Here is a 19,646-nt window from a genome sequence, read left to right as displayed (position 1 = left end):
GGGACGGAACGGCCCGGCGGGTTACCTTAGGTCCTGCCAGGACGGAAGTCGCCGGGCACCTTGTGGGGGACAGGGCGCCGGGCGGGGCAACAGACGGAACGACAAGCGGAACCGGAAACGGAACCGCGGGTGGAACCGGGGTCGGGGTCGGGGTGGGAATCGGAAGCGGGGCGCCCGCTATGGGCGCCGCGGTGGGCAGGATCGCCGGATTCTGTGTACGGGACGGGCAGACGCACGCCCGTGCACGGGAGACGGCCGGCGGTGACGGTGGCGACGGCGCCGACGAGGCCGAGACCAAGGGCCCGGAGCCGGGCGGCTCGGACGCGTGCGGGCTCCAGCCGTGCGAGCTCCGGCCGCGCGGGCTCCAGCGGTGCGAGCTCCGGCCGTGCGAGGGGGAGCGGGACGGGGAAGAGCGGGGCCGCGCCGCCGGCCGCGACCCGGGGCCGGACGTTCCGGGCACGGCGTCCGGCGACGGCCCGCGGCGCTTCGCCGCGGTCTGGAACCGGGTGATCCACCCGGCCACCGCGACGCCCATGACCCGCGACGAGTTCGAGAGCCATCTCGTCCCCCTCGTCGAGCGGCTCGCCGCCGCGCTGCGCGCACCCGAATTCGACCCCGCGCCCGCCGCCGAGGTCGGCGCCGCGCTCGTCAAGGCGCACTGCACCGACCCGGAGACGCTGCCGCTGATCCTCGGCGCCGTCGACGCCCACCTCCTCGCGTACTGCCCGCCGGGCGACGGCGTCCGCACGCCGGAGGAGGCCCGCGCCCGCTGCGCGGGGCTCCAGCACGCCGTCGCCGCGGGCTTCGCCGGCGCCCTGCGCGAGCGCACCCTCGCCGAGCAGGAGGCCCTCTCCCGCGCCGCGCTCGCCGCGCAGGCGGAGACCGAGCGGGCCCTGCACACCAGCGAGGCCCGGTTCCGGGCGGTGTTCGAGGGCGCGGCCATCGGCGTCGGCATCGCCGATGTCGAGGGCCGTATCATGGACGTCAACGACGCCCTCACCCAGATGTTCGGCAGCCTGGCCCACGAGGTGACGGGCCGGAACGTGGGCGAGATGGTCCACCCCGACGACGCGCCCGGCATCTGGGGCCTCTACCGCGAGCTGGTGCGCGGCGACCGCGACTTCTACCGCATCGAGAAGCCGTACTACCGCAGCGACGGCAGCGTCCTGTGGACCGATCTGACGGTGTCCCTGCTGCGCGACGCCCATGGGCGCCCCCAGTACCAGCTCGCGCTCATGGAGGACATCACCGAGCGCCGGCTCCTCCACGAGCGGCTGCGCTACGAGGCCACCCACGACGCCCTCACCGGGCTGCCCAACCGCACCCTCTTCTTCGAGGCCCTCGACCGGGCGCTCGACACGGCCGGGGGCGGCCCCGCCCGCTTCGGCCTGTGCTACCTCGACCTCGACGGCTTCAAGGCCGTCAACGACAGCCTCGGCCACGCCGTGGGCGACCGGCTGCTCGTCGCCGTCGCCGACCGGCTGCGCTCCTGCGTCACCGCGCCGGAGCAGCTCGTCGCCCGCCTGGGCGGCGACGAGTTCGTGGCCCTGCTCACGGGCCCGTCCGCGCCGAGCGACGCCACCGCGCTCGCCCGCCGGATGCTGGCCGCGCTCGCCGAGCCCGTCCGCCTCGAAGGCCGCGACCTGTCCGTACGGGCCAGCATCGGCATCGTCGACGGGGCCGCGGGCGGGCGCGACGCCGCCGAGGTGCTGCGCAGCGCCGACATCACGATGTACCGCGCCAAGGCCGCCGGCGGCAATCGCTACGAGCTCGCCGACGCGGACTGCGACGCCCGCGCCATCGCCCGGCACAGCCTGACCAACGGCCTGCCCGCGGCCCTGGAGAACGGCGAGTTCTTCATCGAGTACCAGCCGCTCGTCCGGCTCACCGACGGCAGCGTGCGGGGCGCCGAGGCGCTCGTACGCTGGCTGCACCCCGTACACGGCGTGCTCGGCCCGGACCAGTTCATCCCGCTCGCCGAGAGCACGGGCCTGATCGTGCCGCTCGGCCGCTGGGTGCTGGAGGAGGCGGCCCGGCAGGCCCGCGCCTGGCGGAGCGAGGGCAAGTGCCGCGCCCCGATGCGGGTCAACGTCAACCTCTCGCCGTCCCAGCTGCGCTACCCGTCCCTCGTCGCCGAGACGGTCGCGGTCCTGGAGAACGCCGGACTGCCGCCGTCCGCCCTCTGCCTGGAGGTCACCGAGAACGCGCTGATCGGCGCCGACGAGGAGGAGCTGCGCCCGCTGCGACAGCTCGCCGACATGGGCGTGGACATCGCCCTCGACGACTTCGGCACCGGCTACTCCAACCTCTCCTACCTGCGCCGGCTGCCCGTCAGCACGCTCAAGCTGGACCGTTCCTTCACCCGCGGCATGCAGTGCTCGCCCGCCGATCCCGTCGATGTGAAGATCGTCGAGGGGATCGTCTCCCTCGCCCACACCCTCGACCTGTCGGTGACGGTCGAGGGCGTCGAGACGGGCACGCAGGCGGAGCACCTGCGGGGGCTCGGCTGCGACACGGCGCAGGGCTGGTACTACGCCCGGCCGGGACCGCCGGAGCGGCTGTGCGCGTCGGCGTCGGCGGACGCCTCGCCGTGACGGGGCCGGACGCCTCGCCGTGACGGGGCGGGGGCGTGGGGCTACCTCTCCCCGCGCCTGTCCCGGCCCGTCCGCGCGGCTTCGCCCTCGGAGTCCAGGCGGCGGGTCTCGTCGTCCGTGAGCAGGCGTGACCGGACCAGGAAGCGCACCCCCTCGGGGGCTTCGAGGGAGAAGCCGCTGCCGCGCCCGGGCACCACGTCCACCGTGAGGTGGGTGTGGCGCCAGCGCTCGAACTGGTCGGCCGACATCCAGAACCCGACCGGTTCGGCCACGCCGTCGATGCCGAGCTCCGCGAGCAGCACGTCGGAGGCGCCCGTACGGAACTCGCCGTACGGGTAGCACATGGGCGAGCTGCCGTCGCAGCAGCCGCCGGACTGATGGAACATCAGGGGGCCGTGCTCCGCGCGCAGCCGGCGCACGAGCTCGGCGGCGCGTGGGGTGAGGGCGACGCGCAGGCTGTGCCGCGCGTCGCCCCTCGGGGTCGTGGGGTGGGTGTTCCGTGGGCTCATGGTCCGACCTCCGGCTGGTCTGTCCACCGGTCCTGCCGGCAGCTTTTCCGGTGGTTCCGGCGTGTACCGCGGGTGGTTCGCGGGGCGGGTGGTCCGGTGCCTTCCCGGGCGGGGCGCCGGGCGATCCGTGGGACAGGGCACCGGGCCGTCCGTGGGGCGGGGCCCGGGCACCCGGGGTGCACAGCCTGCCGGGGACGGGCCGCCACCGCCAGAGGAAGCGCGCGTTGGGGCCGCGCTGGCTCGCGAATGCCCTTGCGAGGGAGAGGTGTTCGCCGTCACTCGCTCCCTTCCGGCAGAAGTGGGGATCTCCAGCATGACCGGACCCACCCACACGCCCGCCCCGCGCCCCCACGACGACGCGACGGGCCGGCTCTCCGTTCCGGAAGGTGCCCGATGAACCTGCTGCTCCAGGTCTTACCCATAGTCGCCCCCTCGCTCGGCTGGGCCACCCACGCCCTCGTCCTCGCCCGCCGGCTCCGTACCGCCCGTACCGACCCGCTGACGGGCCTGATGCGCCGCGAGGAGTTCACCTCCCGCGCCCAGCGGGCGATCAAGCACCCGGACGCCGCGCTGCTGCTCCTGGACCTCAACGGCTTCAAGCAGATCAACGACACCCATGGCCACGCGGTGGGCGACCAGGTCATCGCGGCGGTCGGCCGGCGCCTGGCGGTCTGGTGTCGCGAGCGGGGCGGGTTCGCGGCGCGGCTCGGCGGTGACGAGTTCACCGCCGTGGTCAGGCTCGCCCCGGACGCGGATCCCGACGCCGAACTGACCTACGGGCTCTCGGCCCGGCTCTCCGCGCCGCTCGAAACCAGCGCGGCGACGCTCTCCCCACGGGCCTCGATCGGTCTCTGCCGCATCAGCCACCGCCCCGGCGCCGGGCTCACCGAACTGCTGCGGGGCGCGGACGAGGCGATGTACACGGCCAAGCGGCTCGGCGAGCACTGGCGGCCGGCCGGACCCGTCGATGTGTACGCGACCACCAACGGCCGGCGCGCGGGCCGGCCGGGCACCCATCTGATCCTGCTGCCCGCCGTGCGGCGGAAGGCTTCGTGACGGACGGGTGCCGGGGCGGGGCCGTGCGGGGCCCTGTTCCTGTCCTCGCCGTCACGGGCGTTCACTCCTGTGCGTAGCACACCCGTAGCCCTTTGTAGTATCCGCAGGCGGGGGGCGCGAGAGCGCGCGTAATGGGCAACTGGCCTATGCGAAGACGACGAATGCTCCGTGCGCTCCCCAGTGCTTCATCCGAACGCACGCTGCCGTGGTGCCTTTCACGTGGAGTGGGGATGCTCCGGGCAGACCCGGCCGCCGCCGGGAAACCGGGAGGGGCCGGGGTCGGGGTGACGGGAAAGGGGCGGTCCGCTATGGGTGCGAGGCGTATTGCGGTCGGCCCGGTGAGCCGTGCCGACCCGGCCGGTCCCGTGGGTTCCGCCGGCCCGGCCCTCCCGCTCCGTCCGGCCCTCCCGCTCCGTCCGGTCCTTCCGTGCCGTCCGGTTCCGCTGTTCCGCCCGGTCCATCCGGTCCGCCCGGTCCGTCCGGTCCTTCTGGATCGCGACGCGGGTGGCTGAGCGGCGATGCGGACGGGCGGCGCGTTCGAGAGCGGCTCGGGGAAGCGGGGCACGGCCGTGGCCGGTCCGTACGCCCCCGGCCGCGGCAGACCACCGTCCGCGCGGTGGCCGTCCTGACGTGCCGCCGACGGGCCGAGGCGCGGGCGGCCGGCTCCTCGACGGGCCCCGCAGGACCACAGCTTCGTATCGCTTCCCCACGGGAGAGCTTTTGAACAGGGCAACGCCGCACGGCAGCTCGTACCCCTGTTTCTGCGCATCGCCGGCGATCAACGAGGAACCGAGACCATGAACCCCCCCATGACCCTTGCCGAGCTGCACGACATATTCCTGACCTACCCCGAGTCCTGGAACCGCCTCCCCGACCCGTATCCGGTCCCCGACCCCGAGCTGGAGGTGCACCGCTGGCTCGACCGGCTCTCGCTGGTCACCTCGGCCGGGGAACACCTGAAGTACGGCACGATCCTGAGGTCCGACCTCTTCGCCCGGCACAGCTACCCCCTCGCGCCGCCGGACCGCCAGAACACCATCGCCCGGCTCCTGGCGCTGTGGGCCTTCCACGACGACCGGATAGAGGGGCGCGGCATAGCCGAGGCCGAGGCGGAGCGGATGGGGCGGGCGGTCCGCGGCACTTCGGATCCGCCCGGCGCGTCGGGGACGGACCGCTACGCCCGGGCCTGGTGGGAACTGGGGCAGGAGTTCCGGCGGGCGGGGATGAGCGCGCGATGGCTCCGGAGGCTCGGGGCGAACCTCACCGCGTGGTACCGCTCGACGAACGACGAGGCCATGATGCTGAGGTCGCGGGGCCGCCACCCCGGCAGCGACGCGTATCTCGCCGTACGCCGCCGCACCGCCGGCCAGCAGGTCTGGCTCGACCTGCTCCAGTACGCCTACGGCAGGGAGACGGCCCCGGCGGAGCACGGCAGGGAGATCCGGACCGCGTACCACCTGGCGGAGACGCTGTACGTCTACTTCAACGACCTCTACGGAATGGAGAAGGACGCGAACGACGGCCTGCCGAACCTCGTCCCGATCCTCGCCCGGGAGCAAGGGGTCACCGAGGTCGAGGCGTGCCGGGAGGTCGCCCGCAGGCACGCCGAGACCCTGGCGGACGCCTGCGCCCTGGGCCACCGGGTCTGCGCGCGGGTCCCGTCCCTGGCGTGGTGGTTCGAGGCGTACCAGCATCTGCTCGTGGGCATCACTCGCGCCCATGAGCTGTCGCCGCGCTATGCGCCGGTGCAGGTGACGGAGGACGGCAGCGCGGTACGGGTGCGTGTGGCGTGGCGGCGGGACCCGGTGGGGGACACAGGGGAAACCGCGTCCGCGCACATGGAGCAGGGTGTCATGTGACGTCGGGAAAAGAGGGGGGCCTCAGTGAAGAAATGTCAGGAAGGGAACGCCAACGGGGACTTGAGGGGGGCGGGGCGGGATCCGGAGACCCGGACCGGGCGGGAGTCGGCGCGCGGGACGGGGCCGGAGAGCGGCAGGTCGGGCGGCCCGGCGGGCGCGCCGCCTCCCGGGTCCGAGTCGGTCCCTTCCCCGCGCCCCGTCCCGTCCCCGGTGCGGTCGGTGCCGGGGGCGTGGCCGGTGGTGGGCCACGCGCCGTCGCTGATGAGGAGCCCGCTCGACTTCGTCACGTCGCTGGCGGCGCACGGCGACGTCGTACGCCTCAGGCTGGGACCGCTGCCGATCCACGCGATCACCCACCCGGAGCTGGTGCAGCGCGTCCTCGTCGACGACGCGCGGCACTTCGAACGGGGCCGGCTCTTCGAGAAGGCGGCGCTGTTCTTCGGCGGGGGAGTGGGGACGGTGTCGGGCGCCGCGCACGTCAAGCAGCGCCGCATCCTCCAGCCGGCCTTCCAGCGGGGGAAGGTCGCGGACTACACCCCGCTGGTGCGCGAGGCCGTGGAGGAGGCGGTGACGAGCTGGCGGCCGGGCCGGGTGCTGTCGGTGACGGACGTGATGAACGACCTCTCGTTCGCGATGCTGACCAGCACGCTCTTCACGGTGGGCTTCACCCGTGAGGCGTCCGCGGCGGTGCAGCGCAGCGTCCCGGTCCTGCTGCGGGGCGCGATGGTCCGTACGATCCTGCCGGAGTGGTGGACCGGACTGCCCACCCCGGGGAACCGCCGCTTCGCCCGGGCGATCGACGAGATGGGCCGGGCCGTGGACGGGGCGATCGCGGCCTACCGGGCGGCGGGGAAGGACCACGGGGACCTGCTGTCGATGCTGCTGGCCCTGCGCGACGAGGACGGGACGGGGCTGACGGACCGGCAGGTCCACGACCAGGTGATCAATTTCGCGATAGCGGGCATCGAGACGACGGGCGCGACGCTGGCCTGGTTCTTCCACGAACTGGGCCGGAACCCGGCGGCGGAGGCCCGGGTGCACGAGGAGCTGGACGCGGTCCTGGGCGGCCGCCCGCCGCGCCACGAGGACCTGCCGGCGCTGAAGTACACCGGCCGGGTCGTCATGGAGGTGCTGCGCCTCTACGCGGTGTGGATGTTCACCCGGCGCGCGCTCACCCCGGTCCGCCTGGGGAACACCGTGATCCCGGCCGGCGGCGAGGTCCTCTACAGCCCGTACGCCCTCCACCACGACCCCCGCTGGTTCCCCGCTCCGGACGCCTTCGACCCGGACCGCTGGCTCCCGGAGCGGTCGGCGGACGTACCGAAGGGCGCCTTCATCCCGTTCGGCGCCGGCGCCCACCAATGCATGGGAAACACCTACGCCTTCATGGAGGCGCTGGTGGCGGTGGCCGTGATCTGCCAACGCTGGCGCCTGTGCCCGATCCCGGGCACCCGGATCCGCAAGACCGCCACGGTGGACGTCCACCCGGACCATCTCCCGATGACGACGGAGCCCCGGGGCGGGGAAGGGGGAGGGGGCGCCGGATGACGGCGACCGCGTTCCGCGCGCGCGGAGCTTCGGCGCACGGTTGATCGAATCAGGTGTCCGGAGGTCGGCCAGCCCCCCGGACACCTGAGCGCACGGCCCCTCCTCGCGACCTCGGCTGCCTACCGAACGCATATCCCGGACCGCGTGCCCCCGGCCCCGCCGCTCTCTCGCGGCGGCTCAGCACGCCGCCTCGGCCTCCCGGGTGGTCTTGGTCCAGCCCGTCTGCCCGCGCACCATGCGGAACAGGGCGCTCCAGGCGCAGAGGAACGACATGTAGTTCATGACGACGAAGGAGTGCCCGAGCATCAGGGCCCGCAGCAGGCCCACGGCTTTGTCCCGGCGCAGATAGGTCCAGGAGGTGATGAGCGCGGGCGCGAAGGTGAGCAGGTACCAGGCGGCCAGGTTGGCGGGCCACTTCAGCCAGGTGGCGTTGAGGGCGGTGGAGCGCCGGCCGTGCAGCACCAGGACGTTGGGGCTGCGGATGAACCAGATCAGGCAGTACTGGAAGAGGATCGACCAGGGCAGGTCCAGCACCCAGGGCACCAGCAGGTAGGAGAACATCTCCAGGGCGGCCAGGTGCCGCATCCGGGGCGCCCGCCATATCTCGCCCATCCGCCGGATCGACGTCATATGGCCCTGGTACCAGCGGGTCCGCTGCCGGACGAGCCGCCGCAGATCGCTGACGCCCTGCTGGTCCACGGAGGCGTGGGCGGTGGTCCGCAGTCGCCAGCCGCGCACGGCGAGGCTGATGGCCAGGTCCAGGTCCTCGGTCAGCGATCGCGACCAGGGGCGTTCGCCCAGGCCGTCCAGGGCACGGAGCCGGGTGAACTGCCCGTTGCCGCCGAGGCTGACGGTCGAGGTGAGGTTGCGGCCGAACTGGGTGACCGCGGCCATCGCCCAGAACTGGTAGTCCTGGAACCAGGTCAGGAAGTTCCCGCGGCGGTTGCGGATGCGTACACCGAGTTGCACACCGCCGACGCGGGGGTCGTCGAAGAGCGGCAGGACGTGGCTCAGCGCCCGGTCCGAGAGCCGGCCGTCCGCGTCCATCACGCAGACGATCGCCTCGCGGGGGTCCTGGCCGTGCGCCGCGACGCTCTCCCGGATCCACCGGATTCCGTGGTTGAGGGCCTCGCCCTTGCCCTGTCGGGCGTTCGGCGGCTCCCGGCGCAGCACGACCACCTCGCCCGGCCGTCCCGCCGCCCGTGCCTCCTCGCCCGCCCGCCCGGCCTCCTGCCCGGTGGTGTCGTCCGAGCCGTCGTCGATGACGATGACCGTGGTGCGCGGCCCGAGCAGCCCGGTGACCGTGGTGCCGATCACGGACTCCTCGTTGAGGCAGGGGATGAGGGCGTACAGGTGGCGGTGGTCGCGGCGGCCGAGGTGCGGGCTGCCGTACGCCGTGTCGCCCTGGACGCGTAACGCGGCCTTCTGGCGGCGCAGTTCGAAGAGCCCCGCGCTCATGGCGAGGGCGAGATAGCCCGCGGACATGCCGATGACCGCATAGCCGATCGTGTCAACGGCCTTGAGTAGCTTGTGTCTCACTGACGGACCTCCCGCTTCTGGCGTCTCCATGAGGGCGGCCCCACCGGAATGATGGGGGCCGGATACGGGCGGGCGGGCACCACCGGATGGCCGATCCCTCGTTCCGGAGCCGGTTCCACCCCTTCCCGTCCGGTCAGGCGACGCTGTATCTCCCGTCCCAGGACGAAACTCACGGGCAGCACCGCCACACCGATGGTCGCCAGCAAAGCTCCGCGACCGGGCGCCGCACCTCCCCCGACACGGGCCGCCGCCATGCCGCCGACCAGCGGCCAGGTGAATCCCGTGTACATAGTGCGGAGGTACCTCCGGGCAGCAACGAGCGCATCCTGGGCGCAAGGGGGAGGAGAGCCCGACCACTCTCGCTCAGGAAACGGCCGGTGGCCAGACCGCACCGCGGCTTGAAGGGTGCTGCGGGAGGCGGTTTCGCGCCAACCCGGGTGCATCCGGATATCCATCCCTCCAGACGTATCAAGGATTTCCCGTCCAGTGATTGTGGATACTGCCCGGATCCGGCCAACCATGCCGAATCAGGCTCGTTGCACGGAGCGCGCACCGGAGTTAGTTTCATCGGCGGACCTCGCTCCCATACCTGGAGCAGTAGGCATCTCTTTCAACTTCCATGCCTTCACGTGATCTTCCGTACTGCTCAGTGATGGTAATCCCGTGCGCCACCATTCTTTTGTTTGCGCCATCTTGAGGGTAGTCCCATTCCCTGCGCGACGGACGGAGAGCGTGGAACGTTGAACTACGGTAAACGCATTGTCATTGTCGTGGGCACCCGTCCCGAGGCCGTCAAACTCGCCCCGGTCGTACAGGAGCTGAACCGGCGGAGCTGGGCGGAGCCGGTCCTCATCGCCACCGGCCAGCACGGCGAGGTGGTCCGGGAGACCCTCTCCTGCTTCGGGCTGCGCGCGCAGGTGGAGCTGACGGCACCGGTCGGCGCGGTTTCGGTCTCCGAGCTGACGTCCGGGCTGCTGAGCAGGCTGGGCGAGAGGCTGCGTGCGCCCGCGGCCCACGCGGTCGTCGTCCAGGGCGACACCGCCTCCGCCCTGGCCGGGGCCATGGCCGGGTTCTACTCCTCGGTCCCCGTGGTGCACGTGGAGGCGGGGCTGCGCTCCGGGGACCTGCGCAACCCGTTCCCCGAGGAGGCGAACCGCCGCATGATCGCCGAGGTGAGCGATCTGCACCTGGCGCCTACCCGTGCCGCCCACCGGAATCTGATCGCCGAAGGGGTGGCGGCCGAGCGGATCCTGGTGACCGGCAACACCGTGATCGACGCGGTCGTCGCCGCGAGCCGCCGCCCGCCCGCCGCCGGCGATCCACTTCTGCATCGAATCGCGAATTCCGCTCCGCTGGTTCTGGTGACCGCGCACCGCCGGGAGAACTGGGGAGACCCCATCCGGCGCATCGGCCGAGCAGTGGCGAGTCTCAGCCACCAATACCCGGAAGTCACCTTCGTGGTGGCGGCGCACATGAACCCTTTGGTCCGTACCACGATCCAGGAGCCCTTGCACGGCCGCCCTAATGTGCATCTGCCGGGCCCTATTCCGTACGACGTCTTCGCGCGGCTGCTCGCCCGCTCCGTTCTGGCCATCACGGACTCGGGTGGAATTCAGGAGGAGGCCGCGGCCTTCGGTATTCCGGTTCTGGTGACCCGCGACAACACCGAGCGAACCGAAGGAATCGATTCCGGTCTCGCCCGGCTCGTCGGCACCCAGGAGTCGGAGATCGTGGCGGCGGCGGAAAAGGAATTCGTACGCGAGGGCGCGCTGTCGGGCACGACGAATGGTCCGTACCCGCGGCGCAATCCCTACGGCGACGGACGGGCGGCCCGGCGCTGCGCGGCCGCCTGCGGCTGGCTTCTGGGCATGGTGCCCAAGCCGTCCGACATCCCGGGGGAGCGGTGATGACGACCCCGGCAGCGCGGCCCGCGGTGGCGCTCGCGGGCAAGGGCGCGGCGGGGAGCGCGGAAGGCAATGCTCCGACGGTGGCCGGCAAGGGCACGACCCGCGGATCGCCTTCGGCCGCCAGGTCCCACTACCACTGAGCGCCCCAGTCCTCACACCAGAGACAGGAGCACCAACTCATGGCAACCACAACCAGCACCGGAACCGGCCCGCAGCCCGCGGGCCTGGCCGAAGGCGCCATCGCCACGGTGGCGGGCAACGGCGTGGCCGGGTTCATCTCCGACGGCGGACCGGGCGCGCTGACCAGGGTCTACAACCCCACCGACGTGACCGTGGACAAGAACGGCAACCTCTACATCGCCGACCAGGCCAACCACCGCATCCGCAAGGTCACCCCCAACGGCAACATCACCACCATCGCCGGCGACGGCACCGCCGGCTACATCTCCGACGGTGGACCGGCTGTCGCCACCCGCCTCTACAACCCCAGCAGCGTGGCGGTCGACGACGCGGGCAATCTCTACATCGCCGACACCAGCAACCACCGGATCCGCAAGGTCACGCCCAACGGCATCATCACCACCGTCGCGGGCAACGGCACCGCCGGATACGTCTCCGACGGCGGACCCGCCATCGCCACCCCGCTCAACTCCCCGTACGGGGTGGCTGTGGACCGTAGCGGAAATCTGTACATCGCCGACTACGGCAACCACCGGATCCGCAAGGTCACCCCCAACGGCAACATCACCACCATCGCGGGCAACGGCACCGCCGGATACGTCTCCGACGGCGGACCGGCCATCGCCACCCGGCTGTACTACCCCATCGGTCTGACCGTGGACGCCGCCGGCAACCTCTACATCGCCGACCGGCACAACCACCGGATCCGCAAGGTCACGCCCAACGGCATCATCACCACCGTGGCGGGCAACGGCACCGCCGGATACGTCTCCGACGGCGGACCGGCCCTCGGCACCCGGCTCCACTACCCCTGGGGGGTGGCGCTGGACGAGGCCGGCAACCTGTACATCGGCGACGGCCACAACCACCGGATCCGCAAGGTCACCTCGGACGGCATCATCACCACCATCGCGGGCAACGGCACCGCCGGATACGTCGACGACGGCGGACCCGCCGCGGGCACGCGCCTCTACTACCCCTATGGAATCGCACTGGACCGGGCCGGCAACCTGTACATCGCCGACCAGAGCAACCAGCGGATCCGCGGCGTCACGGGCGTGGCCCAGATGACCCCGCCGCTCCCGCCGGCCGCCGACCTGTACGGAGAGGTCGTCAGCCCGTACCGGGTGCAGCGCGGCCAGGAGTTCGACCTCGGCGCGCGGATCAGGAGCCGCGGTCCGAACCCGGCCGACGGCCAGCACGTGACCGTGGTGCTCACCCTGGCCGACGGCCTCGTCGGCGGCCCGGGCAGCACGGGACAGCGGCTCACCCGCACGTTCACCGGACAGCAGCTCATCCCGTACCAGGGGAGCTTGGACGGCGTCTTCCGGGTGATCGCCCCGGACACCACCCCTGCGGGCACGTACGAGTCCACGCTGGAGATCCAGTACGGCGGGGACCTGAACCTGAAGGACAACACGTACGCCCTGCCCGTCACGGTCGTCGTGCCCGCCCCCGTCGCGGACGAGACGGCGCTGACGATCTATCAGGACACGATTCCCGACGTCGCCCCGGGCCAGCGGTCCACCTTCATCATGCGCTACACCTCACCGGCCGGGCAGCCGGTCAACCCCGGCACCATCGTCCAGCGCTTCACCGCCCCGACGGCCTTCGTCTTCGCCGGACAGCCCACGTACGCGTACTACGAGGCCCTCGACGGCATCGTCACCGGAAGCCTCGACTACCGGATCGAGGACGACGGCCGGACCCTGATCATCACCGCCAACCCGCACGTCAACACCACCACCAGCGACAGCGGCTCGGTGATCTACACGATCCCCGTCCAGGCCCGCATCAACGCGCTGCCCGGGCAGTACGACAACGGCTCGGCCAGCATCGGCCGGCACACCCCGGTCCAGATCTCCGGCAAGATCACCAGCAAGGCCCAGGACGAGACCGCGCTGCGAGTGGTGCAGGCGTCGGTACCCGCGGCGGCACCGGGCCAGACCGCCAAGTTCAACCTGGAGTTCCGTTCGTTCGACAACCAGCCGGTCAACCCCGGCACCATCGAACAGCGGATCACCGCCCCCACCGGCTTCGAGTTCACCGGCGCCGCCTCCTACGGCTACTACAACACCAAGCCGTACGTCACGGGGAACCTCGACACCCGCCTCGAGGACAACGGCAAGACGCTCGTCATCCAGTCCAACCCGCACCTGAACACCGGCACCACGGACAAGACCTCCCTGATCCACACGATCGTGGTCAAGGCGCTGCCGGGCGCGACATCGGGCACCCAGTCCACCGACGGCCGGGCTGTCATCGGCCGCCTCGCACCCGTGCCGCTGACCGGTCGCATCCTGTGACCGGTGTGAACAGCGGGCACGAAGGTTCGTAAGACAGCGCACAGGGTCCCGTCCGGCCCGCCCGGCCGGACGGGACCCGTGTGCCGTGGCCCATCCATCATCCGGCGAAAAGGGGCACCATGGACGTGGCAACGACGAAGGACGGAATCGCGGAACCGACAACGCCGCTGTCCGGGAGCACCATCACCACGGTGGCGGGGAACGGCACCCCCGGGTTCGGCGGCGACGGCGGACCCGCCACCGCCGCCGCCCTTCGGTGTCCCTACGGCATGGCTCTCGATGCCGTAGGCGCTCTCTACATCGCCGACTACCAGAACCACCGGGTGCGGAAGGTGGGCCCGGACGGCATCATCACCACCGTGGCCGGCGACGGGTCCAAGGGCTACGGCGGCGACGGCGGGCCCGCCACCGAGGCGAGCCTCAAAGATCCCGCCGGTGTGGCACTGGACGGCCGGGGCAACCTCTACATCGCGGACCGCTCCAACCAGCGGGTGCGGAGGGTGGGTCCGGACGGGATCATCACCACGGTGGCCGGTGACGGCACCGCCGCGTTCGGCGGCGACGGAGGGCCCGCGATCGCCGCCTCACTGAACTTCCCGCACGCCATGGCCGTCGACGGCGCCGGCAACCTGTACATCGCCGACGACTACAACCACCGGGTGCGGAGGGTGGGCCCGGACGGCGTCATCGTCACGGTGGCCGGTAACGGTTCCGACGGTTTCGGCGGTGACGGAGGTCCCGCCACGGCCGCGTCGCTGAACTTCCCCCACGCCGTGGCGGTCGACGGGGTCGGTAACCTCTACATCGCGGACCGGTACAACTACCGGGTGCGGAGGGTGGGTCCGGACGGGACCATCACCACGGTCGCCGGTAACGGCGCCATCGGCTTCGGCGGCGACGGGGGCCCCGCCACCGCAGCCGCCCTCAACCTGCCGCAATGCGTGTTGGTCGACGGCGTCGGCAATCTCTACATCACCGATTACGGCAATGAGCGGGTGCGGAGGGTGGGCCCGGACGGCATCATCACCACGGTGGCCGGCGACGGGTCCAAGGGCTACGGCGGTGACGGCGGGCCCGCTCCTCTGGCCGCGCTGGACCAGCCCCTTGGAATCGCGGTCGACGGCGCCGGCGAGCTGTATATCGGCGACTTCGGCAACCACCGGGTACGGAAGGTGTGCCGCGGGGCACCGCGGCACGGGTCTTTCCCGCGATAGCCCCTCCGCTCGCGTCACGGAGGGGCTATCGCGGGGGTGCCGCCCGGTTACCGCATCGGCGGGGCCTCGCCGACCGCTGTGAAGGAGAAGCGCCGGTCGCCGAGCCGGCGGCACGTACGCGCCGCCGGGCAACGCCCGCTCCGGACGGCGGACTTCGCTTCTCTAGAAGAAGCCCAGCTTCTTCGCCGAGTAGCTCACCAGCAGGTTCTTCGTCTGCTGGTAGTGGCTCAGCATCATCTGGTGGCCCTCGCGGCCTATGCCCGACTGCTTGTAGCCGCCGAAGGCCGCGTGGGCCGGGTACGCGTGGTAGCAGTTCGTCCAGACCCGGCCGGCCTGGATGGTGCGGCCGGCTCGGTAGGCCGTGGTGCCGTTGCGGGTCCAGACGCCGGCGCCCAGGCCGTAGAGGGTGTCGTTGGCCAGGGTCATCGCGTCGTCGAAGTCCTTGAAGGAGGTGACGGCGACGACGGGGCCGAAGATCTCCTCCTGGAAGATGCGCATGCGGTTGTCGCCCTCGAAGATCGTGGGCTGGACGTAGTAGCCGCCCTTGAGGTCGCCGCCGAGGTCGGCCCTGGCTCCGCCGGTGAGGATGCGGGCGCCTTCCTGCTTGCCCAGGTCCAGATAGGAGAGGATCTTCTCCAGCTGGTCGTTGGACGCCTGGGCGCCGATCATCGTGGTGGTGTCCAGGGGATGTCCCGGGACGATCGCCTCCGTGCGGGCCGTGGCCGCCTCCATGAAGGGGGTGTAGTGGCCGCGCTGGATCAGGGCGCGGGACGGGCAGGTGCAGACCTCGCCCTGGTTGAGGGCGAACATCGTGAAGCCTTCGAGGGCCTTGTCCAGGAAGTCGTCGTCGGCCGCCGAGACGTCGTCGAAGAAGATGTTCGGGCTCTTGCCGCCCAGTTCGAGGGTGACCGGCTTCAGGTTCTCGGACGCGTACTGCATGATCAGGCGGCCCGTCGTGGTCTCGCCCGTGAAGGCGATCTTGGCCACGCGGGGGCTGGACGCCAGCGGCTTCCCGGCCTCCACGCCGAAGCCGTTGACGATGTTCACCACGCCCGGCGGCAGCAGGTCCGCCACCAGCTCCATCCACACATGGATGGACGCCGGGGTCTGCTCGGCCGGCTTGAGGACCACCGCGTTGCCCGCGGCCAGCGCCGGGGCCAGCTTCCACGAGGCCATCAGGAGGGGGAAGTTCCAGGGGATGATCTGGGCGACCACGCCCAGGGGCTCGTGGAAGTGGTACGCCACCGTGTCCTCGTCCAGCTCCGACAGGCTCCCCTCCTGGGCCCGGAGCGCGCCCGCGAAGTAGCGGAAGTGGTCGATGGCCAGCGGGATGTCGGCGGCCAGGGTCTCGCGGACCGGTTTGCCGTTCTCCCAGGACTCCGCGACGGCCAGCGCCGTCAGGTGCTCCTCCATACGGTCGGCGATCCGGTTCAGGACCGCCGCCCGGTCCGCCGGCGACGTGCGCCCCCACGCCGGCGCCGCCGCGTGCGCGGCGTCCAGCGCCCGCTCGACGTCCTCCGCCGTGCCCCGCGCGACCTCCGTGAACGGCTGCCCGTTCACCGGCGTCGGGTTCTCGAAGTACCGCCCCTTCGCCGGCGGCACATACGCGCCGCCGATCCAGTGGTCGTACCGCGACCGGTACGAGACGACCGCGTCGGAGGAGCCGGGGTTCGCGTAGCGCGTCATGAGGGATCGCCCTTCCCGTTCACTGCCGCCCGCTCCCGCGCGGACGGCGACCGGGAGGAAGCTAGCCCCGGAGGGGTTGCGCGGACGTTGCCCGCACGCCCGGTGCCCGCCCTCGTACGTCCGCCCCCGGCGCGTACGCCGCGCGCAGCCGTACCGCCTCCGCCGCCACCGCACCCCGCTGCGGCGCGCTCACCGGCAGCGCCGCCAGCAGCCGCTCCCACACCTCCAGGTCCTCCCCGCCCCACGGGGCGTCGGCCCACAGCTGGAGCGCCGCCGCGTCGCCCGAGCCCAGCACGGCCCGCCGCAGCAGACCCTCCAGCCGGCGCCGCGTCCGGCACACCCCCGGCGCCTCCGACGACGGCAGCAGCGGGCCCCCGTACGCCCGCACCGCCCCCCGCGGGCCGTCCTCGGCCAGCGCGCGCCCCACCCCGGCGAAGTCCGTCTCCAACGGCGCGCACAGCCGGTACGGGCGCGAGCCCAGCAACGGGCCCACCAGACGTCTCAGCCGTGACAGCTCCGCGCGCAGCGTCACCGGCGGCACCGGCCGGTCCCCGTACAGCCCCGCCATCAGCTGGTCGCCCGTCAGGCCCGCCGGGTGGTCCGCCAGCAGCACGAGGATCTCGCTGTGGCGGCGCCCCAGCCGCAACCGCCGGCCCCCCAGCGTCAGCAGCGCCTCGTCGCGGCCCAGCGCCGCCAGCCCGTCGCGCACCGGCTCCCCGGCGGCCGCCAGCTCGGCCTCCGCGGCCCTGGCCGTCGCCCGCACCAGCGCCAGGCTGTGCGGCCCCGCCAGGTGATCGCCGCCGGTGATGTCCACCACGCCCAGCAGCCGCCCGGTCCACGGGTCGCGCACCGGAGCCGCCGCGCACGTCCACGGCTGGACCAGGCGGTTGTAGTGCTCCGTGGCGAAGATCTGCACGGGGTGGCCCAGCGCCAGCGCCGTGCCCGGCGCGTTCGTCCCCGCGTGCCGCTCGTCCCAGCGGGCCCCCGCGACGAAGTTCATCCGCTCCGCGCCCCTGCGCATCCCCGCGGGCCCCTCCACCCACAGCAGCCGCCCCGCCGCGTCGCAGACCGCGAGCAGGTGCGCCCCGTCCTCGGCGACGGAACCGAGCAGCTCGCGGAAGAGCGGCAGCACGGCCGCCAGCGGATGGGCCCGGCGATGGCTCTCCAGCTCCGCGTCCGTCAGCTCCACCGGCGCCATGAACTCGGGCACCGGCAGCGCCGCCGCCGAACGCCGCCACGAGTCGGCCACGACCGCCCGCACCCGCGGGTCCACCGCCCCGCCGGCACCTCCGCCCGCCCCTCCCGTCACGAACGCCTCGTGCGCGCCCCGGACCGTACGGCACCGCTCGGCGGGTCCCTCCCCGCACGCCATCGCCAGCCACGGGTTGACCACCGTGAATCCCTCCCCACCCCGGTCGGCCGCCCGGTCACCCGCCCAAGGGCGGTCCGCGCGGCCGTACTTGCGGTACGGGCGCCGGGGCTTGCGGCCGCGCCCTCCCCGCCACGACTCTTCCTTTACCCATCGGACACGAACAGAAGACCGGACGAGAAAACATGCCCAAAGTTGTCATGGACGTACTCGAACGCACCCTCGCCGCCTACCTCACCACCTTCCTCGGCCTCCTCCTCGCCGACGGCTTCGACCTGACCGACGTGTCCGCGCTGAAGGCCGCCGCCATCGCCGCCGTGCCCGCCGCGCTCTCCGTGATCAAGGGCGCGATAGGCACCCGCTTCGGCGACCGGTCGAGCGCCGCCTGGCTGCCCGGGAAGAAGACGCCCGCGGCGGCCGCGAAGAAGGCGGCGTCCGGGAAGAAGGCCGCCGCCCGGAAGGCGCCCGCGAGGAAGACCGCCTCGACGAAGACCACTGCGACGAAGGCCGCCTCGGCGAAGACCTCGACGAAGGCCGCCCCGGCGAAGACCGCGACCAAGGCCGCCACGAAGAAGGCCGCCCCCGGCAAGGCGCCCGACCCGGCGGCCTCTGGCCCGGCGGCCTCCGACCCGGCGCCCACGGAGGAGACGCCCCGATAGCCCCTGCCCGGTCCCGCCCCCGGCCCCGCGCCCGTCCGGCCCGGAAGCGGAAGCACGGGCCGGGCCGCCGGGCCCCCGGGCGCAGAACGGAGGACACACGTTCACACGGGGTGTGCGGAACGCACCCGCGCGGACCCCCGCGCACACGTTCCCGCGCCGGCTGCCGCGCGGTTGACTCGGCTACGCGAGTCCCAATGGAGCGACGGGACCCGGGCCGTCGGTCCTTCCCCCGAGCCGGCGGCCCACCGCCTCGTACCGCCGGGCGGACGGTACGGGGCGGTTCCGTGCGCCCGAGCGGGCGGACGTACGGGCGTCAGTACGCCCCCCGTCGTCGCTCCGCGCGGGGCGGGTGCAACGATGTCCCCGTCATGAGCGCAGGGCAGTCGCCGTACCAGGGACCCCGGACGCTGCGAGCCGCGATGTTCGCAGCGGTCTGTGTGCTGCTCGCTGCCCTGGGCCACGCGGTCATGTCGGGGACGACCGTCCCCTGGTGGGCCGTCGTCGTGGCGCTGTCCGGTACGGGCAGCGCGGCGTGGTTCCTCGCCGGGCGTGAACGCGGCCCGCTGCTCATCACGCTCGCGACGGTCGGCGCCCAGACCGCCCTGCACCACTTCTTCGCCCTCGCGCAGAACGTCGCCGCCAACGCGGCGCGCGCGGCGCGGCTCGGCCTGGACGGCGACTTCCCCCTCCCCGGTGGTACGGGGGGTATGGGCGACATGTCAGGGATGGCGGGCATGGCGGGTATGTCAGGTGGGGGTCACTCCATGCCTGGCATGCCGGACATGGCTCCCATGCCCATGGACCACTCCATGGGCATGGCAGGCATGTCAGGGCACGACATGTCCATGCACGCCGGCCACGGCGCCCTCGCCATGTGGTCCGCCCACGTCGTCGTCGCCCTCGTCTGCGGCATCTGGCTCGCCGGAGGCGAACAGGCCGCCTTCCGGCTCGGCCGCACCCTGCGCACCCGGCTCTTCGCGCCCCTGCTCGTCCTCTTCCGGGACGTCCCCACGCGCCCGGGCCCGCCGCGCATCCGCGCCGACCGCACCCGCGCCGCGCAGCGGCTGCGGCAGCTGCTCTACGCCCATGTCCTCGCCACCCGTGGTCCACCGGCCCGCCCCGTCGCCGCCGCCGTCTGACGGACCTCCGTCCGCCGGCTGACGGCGACCGACCTGGCCGAACCACGTCACCGGGACGCCGCCGCCCTCGCACGCCCAGGG

General features: G+C 72.6%; 14 protein-coding genes. 10 read left to right on the top strand and 4 right to left on the bottom strand.

The window, feature by feature from the left end; genetic code table 11:
* Nucleotides 1-179: 179 nt before the first annotated feature.
* Complete coding sequence (locus tag AF335_RS31185; RefSeq protein WP_228773362.1) at nucleotides 180-2,594, top strand: putative bifunctional diguanylate cyclase/phosphodiesterase; 2,415 nt, start codon at nucleotides 180-182, stop codon at nucleotides 2,592-2,594.
* Nucleotides 2,595-2,635: 41 nt separating this feature from the next.
* Here AF335_RS31185 and AF335_RS31180 read toward each other — a convergent pair whose 3' ends face one another.
* Entirely contained in the window at nucleotides 2,636-3,103 is a 468-nt protein-coding gene (locus tag AF335_RS31180; RefSeq protein WP_102921780.1) for a DUF779 domain-containing protein, read from the bottom strand.
* Between the two features lie 393 nt (nucleotides 3,104-3,496).
* Between AF335_RS31180 and AF335_RS31175 the strand changes: the two genes are divergently transcribed.
* The 3 genes from AF335_RS31175 to AF335_RS31155 all read left to right on the top strand — a co-directional run bounded on the left by AF335_RS31175 (nucleotide 3,497) and on the right by AF335_RS31155 (nucleotide 7,566).
* A complete protein-coding gene (locus AF335_RS31175; RefSeq protein WP_170127848.1) occupies nucleotides 3,497-4,159 on the top strand; it encodes a GGDEF domain-containing protein in 663 nt (220 codons plus the stop codon).
* A gap of 797 nt (nucleotides 4,160-4,956) precedes the next feature.
* Nucleotides 4,957-6,018 carry a terpene synthase family protein gene (locus AF335_RS31165; RefSeq protein WP_102921778.1) on the top strand — a complete coding sequence of 354 codons (1,062 nt, stop codon included), beginning with the start codon at nucleotides 4,957-4,959 and terminating at the stop codon, nucleotides 6,016-6,018.
* 24 nt (nucleotides 6,019-6,042) lie between these two features.
* Nucleotides 6,043-7,566 carry a cytochrome P450 gene (locus AF335_RS31155; protein ID WP_342353981.1) on the top strand — a complete coding sequence of 508 codons (1,524 nt, stop codon included), beginning with the start codon at nucleotides 6,043-6,045 and terminating at the stop codon, nucleotides 7,564-7,566.
* Nucleotides 7,567-7,743: 177 nt separating this feature from the next.
* On the opposite strand, the gene AF335_RS31150 is transcribed toward AF335_RS31155, so the two are convergent.
* On the bottom strand, nucleotides 7,744-9,105 hold the full coding sequence (locus tag AF335_RS31150) for a glycosyltransferase (protein ID WP_102921775.1): 1,362 nt from the start codon (nucleotides 9,103-9,105) through the stop codon (nucleotides 7,744-7,746).
* Nucleotides 9,106-9,788: 683 nt separating this feature from the next.
* Here AF335_RS31150 and wecB point away from each other — a divergent pair.
* The 4 genes from wecB to AF335_RS31135 all read left to right on the top strand — a co-directional run bounded on the left by wecB (nucleotide 9,789) and on the right by AF335_RS31135 (nucleotide 14,712).
* Entirely contained in the window at nucleotides 9,789-11,012 is a 1,224-nt protein-coding gene (wecB, locus tag AF335_RS31145) for a non-hydrolyzing UDP-N-acetylglucosamine 2-epimerase (protein ID WP_342353980.1), read from the top strand.
* The gene (locus AF335_RS34960) at nucleotides 11,012-11,152 is read left to right on the top strand and encodes a hypothetical protein (RefSeq protein ID WP_170127847.1); all 141 of its coding nucleotides are present in this window, start codon (nucleotides 11,012-11,014) and stop codon (nucleotides 11,150-11,152) included. The genes wecB and AF335_RS34960 overlap by 1 nt, the downstream gene beginning before the upstream one ends.
* A 39-nt stretch (nucleotides 11,153-11,191) precedes the next feature.
* Nucleotides 11,192-13,498 carry an NHL repeat-containing protein gene (locus AF335_RS31140; protein ID WP_102921773.1) on the top strand — a complete coding sequence of 769 codons (2,307 nt, stop codon included), beginning with the start codon at nucleotides 11,192-11,194 and terminating at the stop codon, nucleotides 13,496-13,498.
* A gap of 125 nt (nucleotides 13,499-13,623) precedes the next feature.
* Nucleotides 13,624-14,712, top strand: coding sequence for an NHL repeat-containing protein (locus tag AF335_RS31135; RefSeq protein WP_211304147.1), 1,089 nt, complete (start codon nucleotides 13,624-13,626; stop codon nucleotides 14,710-14,712).
* Nucleotides 14,713-14,874: 162 nt separating this feature from the next.
* Here the strand turns inward: AF335_RS31135 and exaC are convergent, their stop codons facing one another.
* Nucleotides 14,875-16,398 carry an acetaldehyde dehydrogenase ExaC gene (gene exaC / locus AF335_RS31130; RefSeq protein WP_102921771.1) on the bottom strand — a complete coding sequence of 508 codons (1,524 nt, stop codon included), beginning with the start codon at nucleotides 16,396-16,398 and terminating at the stop codon, nucleotides 14,875-14,877.
* A 61-nt stretch (nucleotides 16,399-16,459) separates the two neighbouring features.
* Nucleotides 16,460-17,791, bottom strand: a complete 1,332-nt coding sequence (locus AF335_RS31125) for a helix-turn-helix domain-containing protein (protein ID WP_102921770.1) — start codon at nucleotides 17,789-17,791, stop codon at nucleotides 16,460-16,462.
* Nucleotides 17,792-17,952: 161 nt separating this feature from the next.
* Here AF335_RS31125 and AF335_RS31120 point away from each other — a divergent pair, with 161 nt between their 5' ends.
* The gene (locus AF335_RS31120; RefSeq protein ID WP_102921769.1) at nucleotides 17,953-18,426 is read left to right on the top strand and encodes a histone; all 474 of its coding nucleotides are present in this window, start codon (nucleotides 17,953-17,955) and stop codon (nucleotides 18,424-18,426) included.
* A 368-nt stretch (nucleotides 18,427-18,794) separates the two neighbouring features.
* Entirely contained in the window at nucleotides 18,795-19,565 is a 771-nt protein-coding gene (locus AF335_RS31115) for a hypothetical protein (RefSeq protein WP_228773363.1), read from the top strand.
* Nucleotides 19,566-19,646 lie beyond the last annotated feature (81 nt).

Source organism: Streptomyces eurocidicus (assembly GCF_002891295.1).
Taxonomy (GTDB): Bacteria; Actinomycetota; Actinomycetes; order Streptomycetales; family Streptomycetaceae; genus Streptomyces; species Streptomyces eurocidicus.
This window is presented reverse-complemented; position numbering and strand designations above follow the sequence as displayed.

Bases quoted from the DNA above. Each gene is read 5' to 3' on its own strand.
- AF335_RS31180 (WP_102921780.1), bottom strand. From the start codon at position 3,103: ATGAGCCCACGGAACACCCACCCCACGACCCCGAGGGGCGACGCGCGG.
- AF335_RS31120 (WP_102921769.1), top strand. From the start codon at position 17,953: ATGCCCAAAGTTGTCATGGACGTACTCGAACGCACCCTCGCCGCCTAC.
- AF335_RS34960 (WP_170127847.1), top strand. From the start codon at position 11,012: ATGACGACCCCGGCAGCGCGGCCCGCGGTGGCGCTCGCGGGCAAGGGC.
- AF335_RS31185 (WP_228773362.1), top strand. From the start codon at position 180: ATGGGCGCCGCGGTGGGCAGGATCGCCGGATTCTGTGTACGGGACGGG.
- exaC (WP_102921771.1), bottom strand. From the start codon at position 16,398: ATGACGCGCTACGCGAACCCCGGCTCCTCCGACGCGGTCGTCTCGTAC.
- AF335_RS31140 (WP_102921773.1), top strand. From the start codon at position 11,192: ATGGCAACCACAACCAGCACCGGAACCGGCCCGCAGCCCGCGGGCCTG.
- AF335_RS31175 (WP_170127848.1), top strand. From the start codon at position 3,497: ATGAACCTGCTGCTCCAGGTCTTACCCATAGTCGCCCCCTCGCTCGGC.
- AF335_RS31165 (WP_102921778.1), top strand. From the start codon at position 4,957: ATGAACCCCCCCATGACCCTTGCCGAGCTGCACGACATATTCCTGACC.
- AF335_RS31115 (WP_228773363.1), top strand. From the start codon at position 18,795: ATGAGCGCAGGGCAGTCGCCGTACCAGGGACCCCGGACGCTGCGAGCC.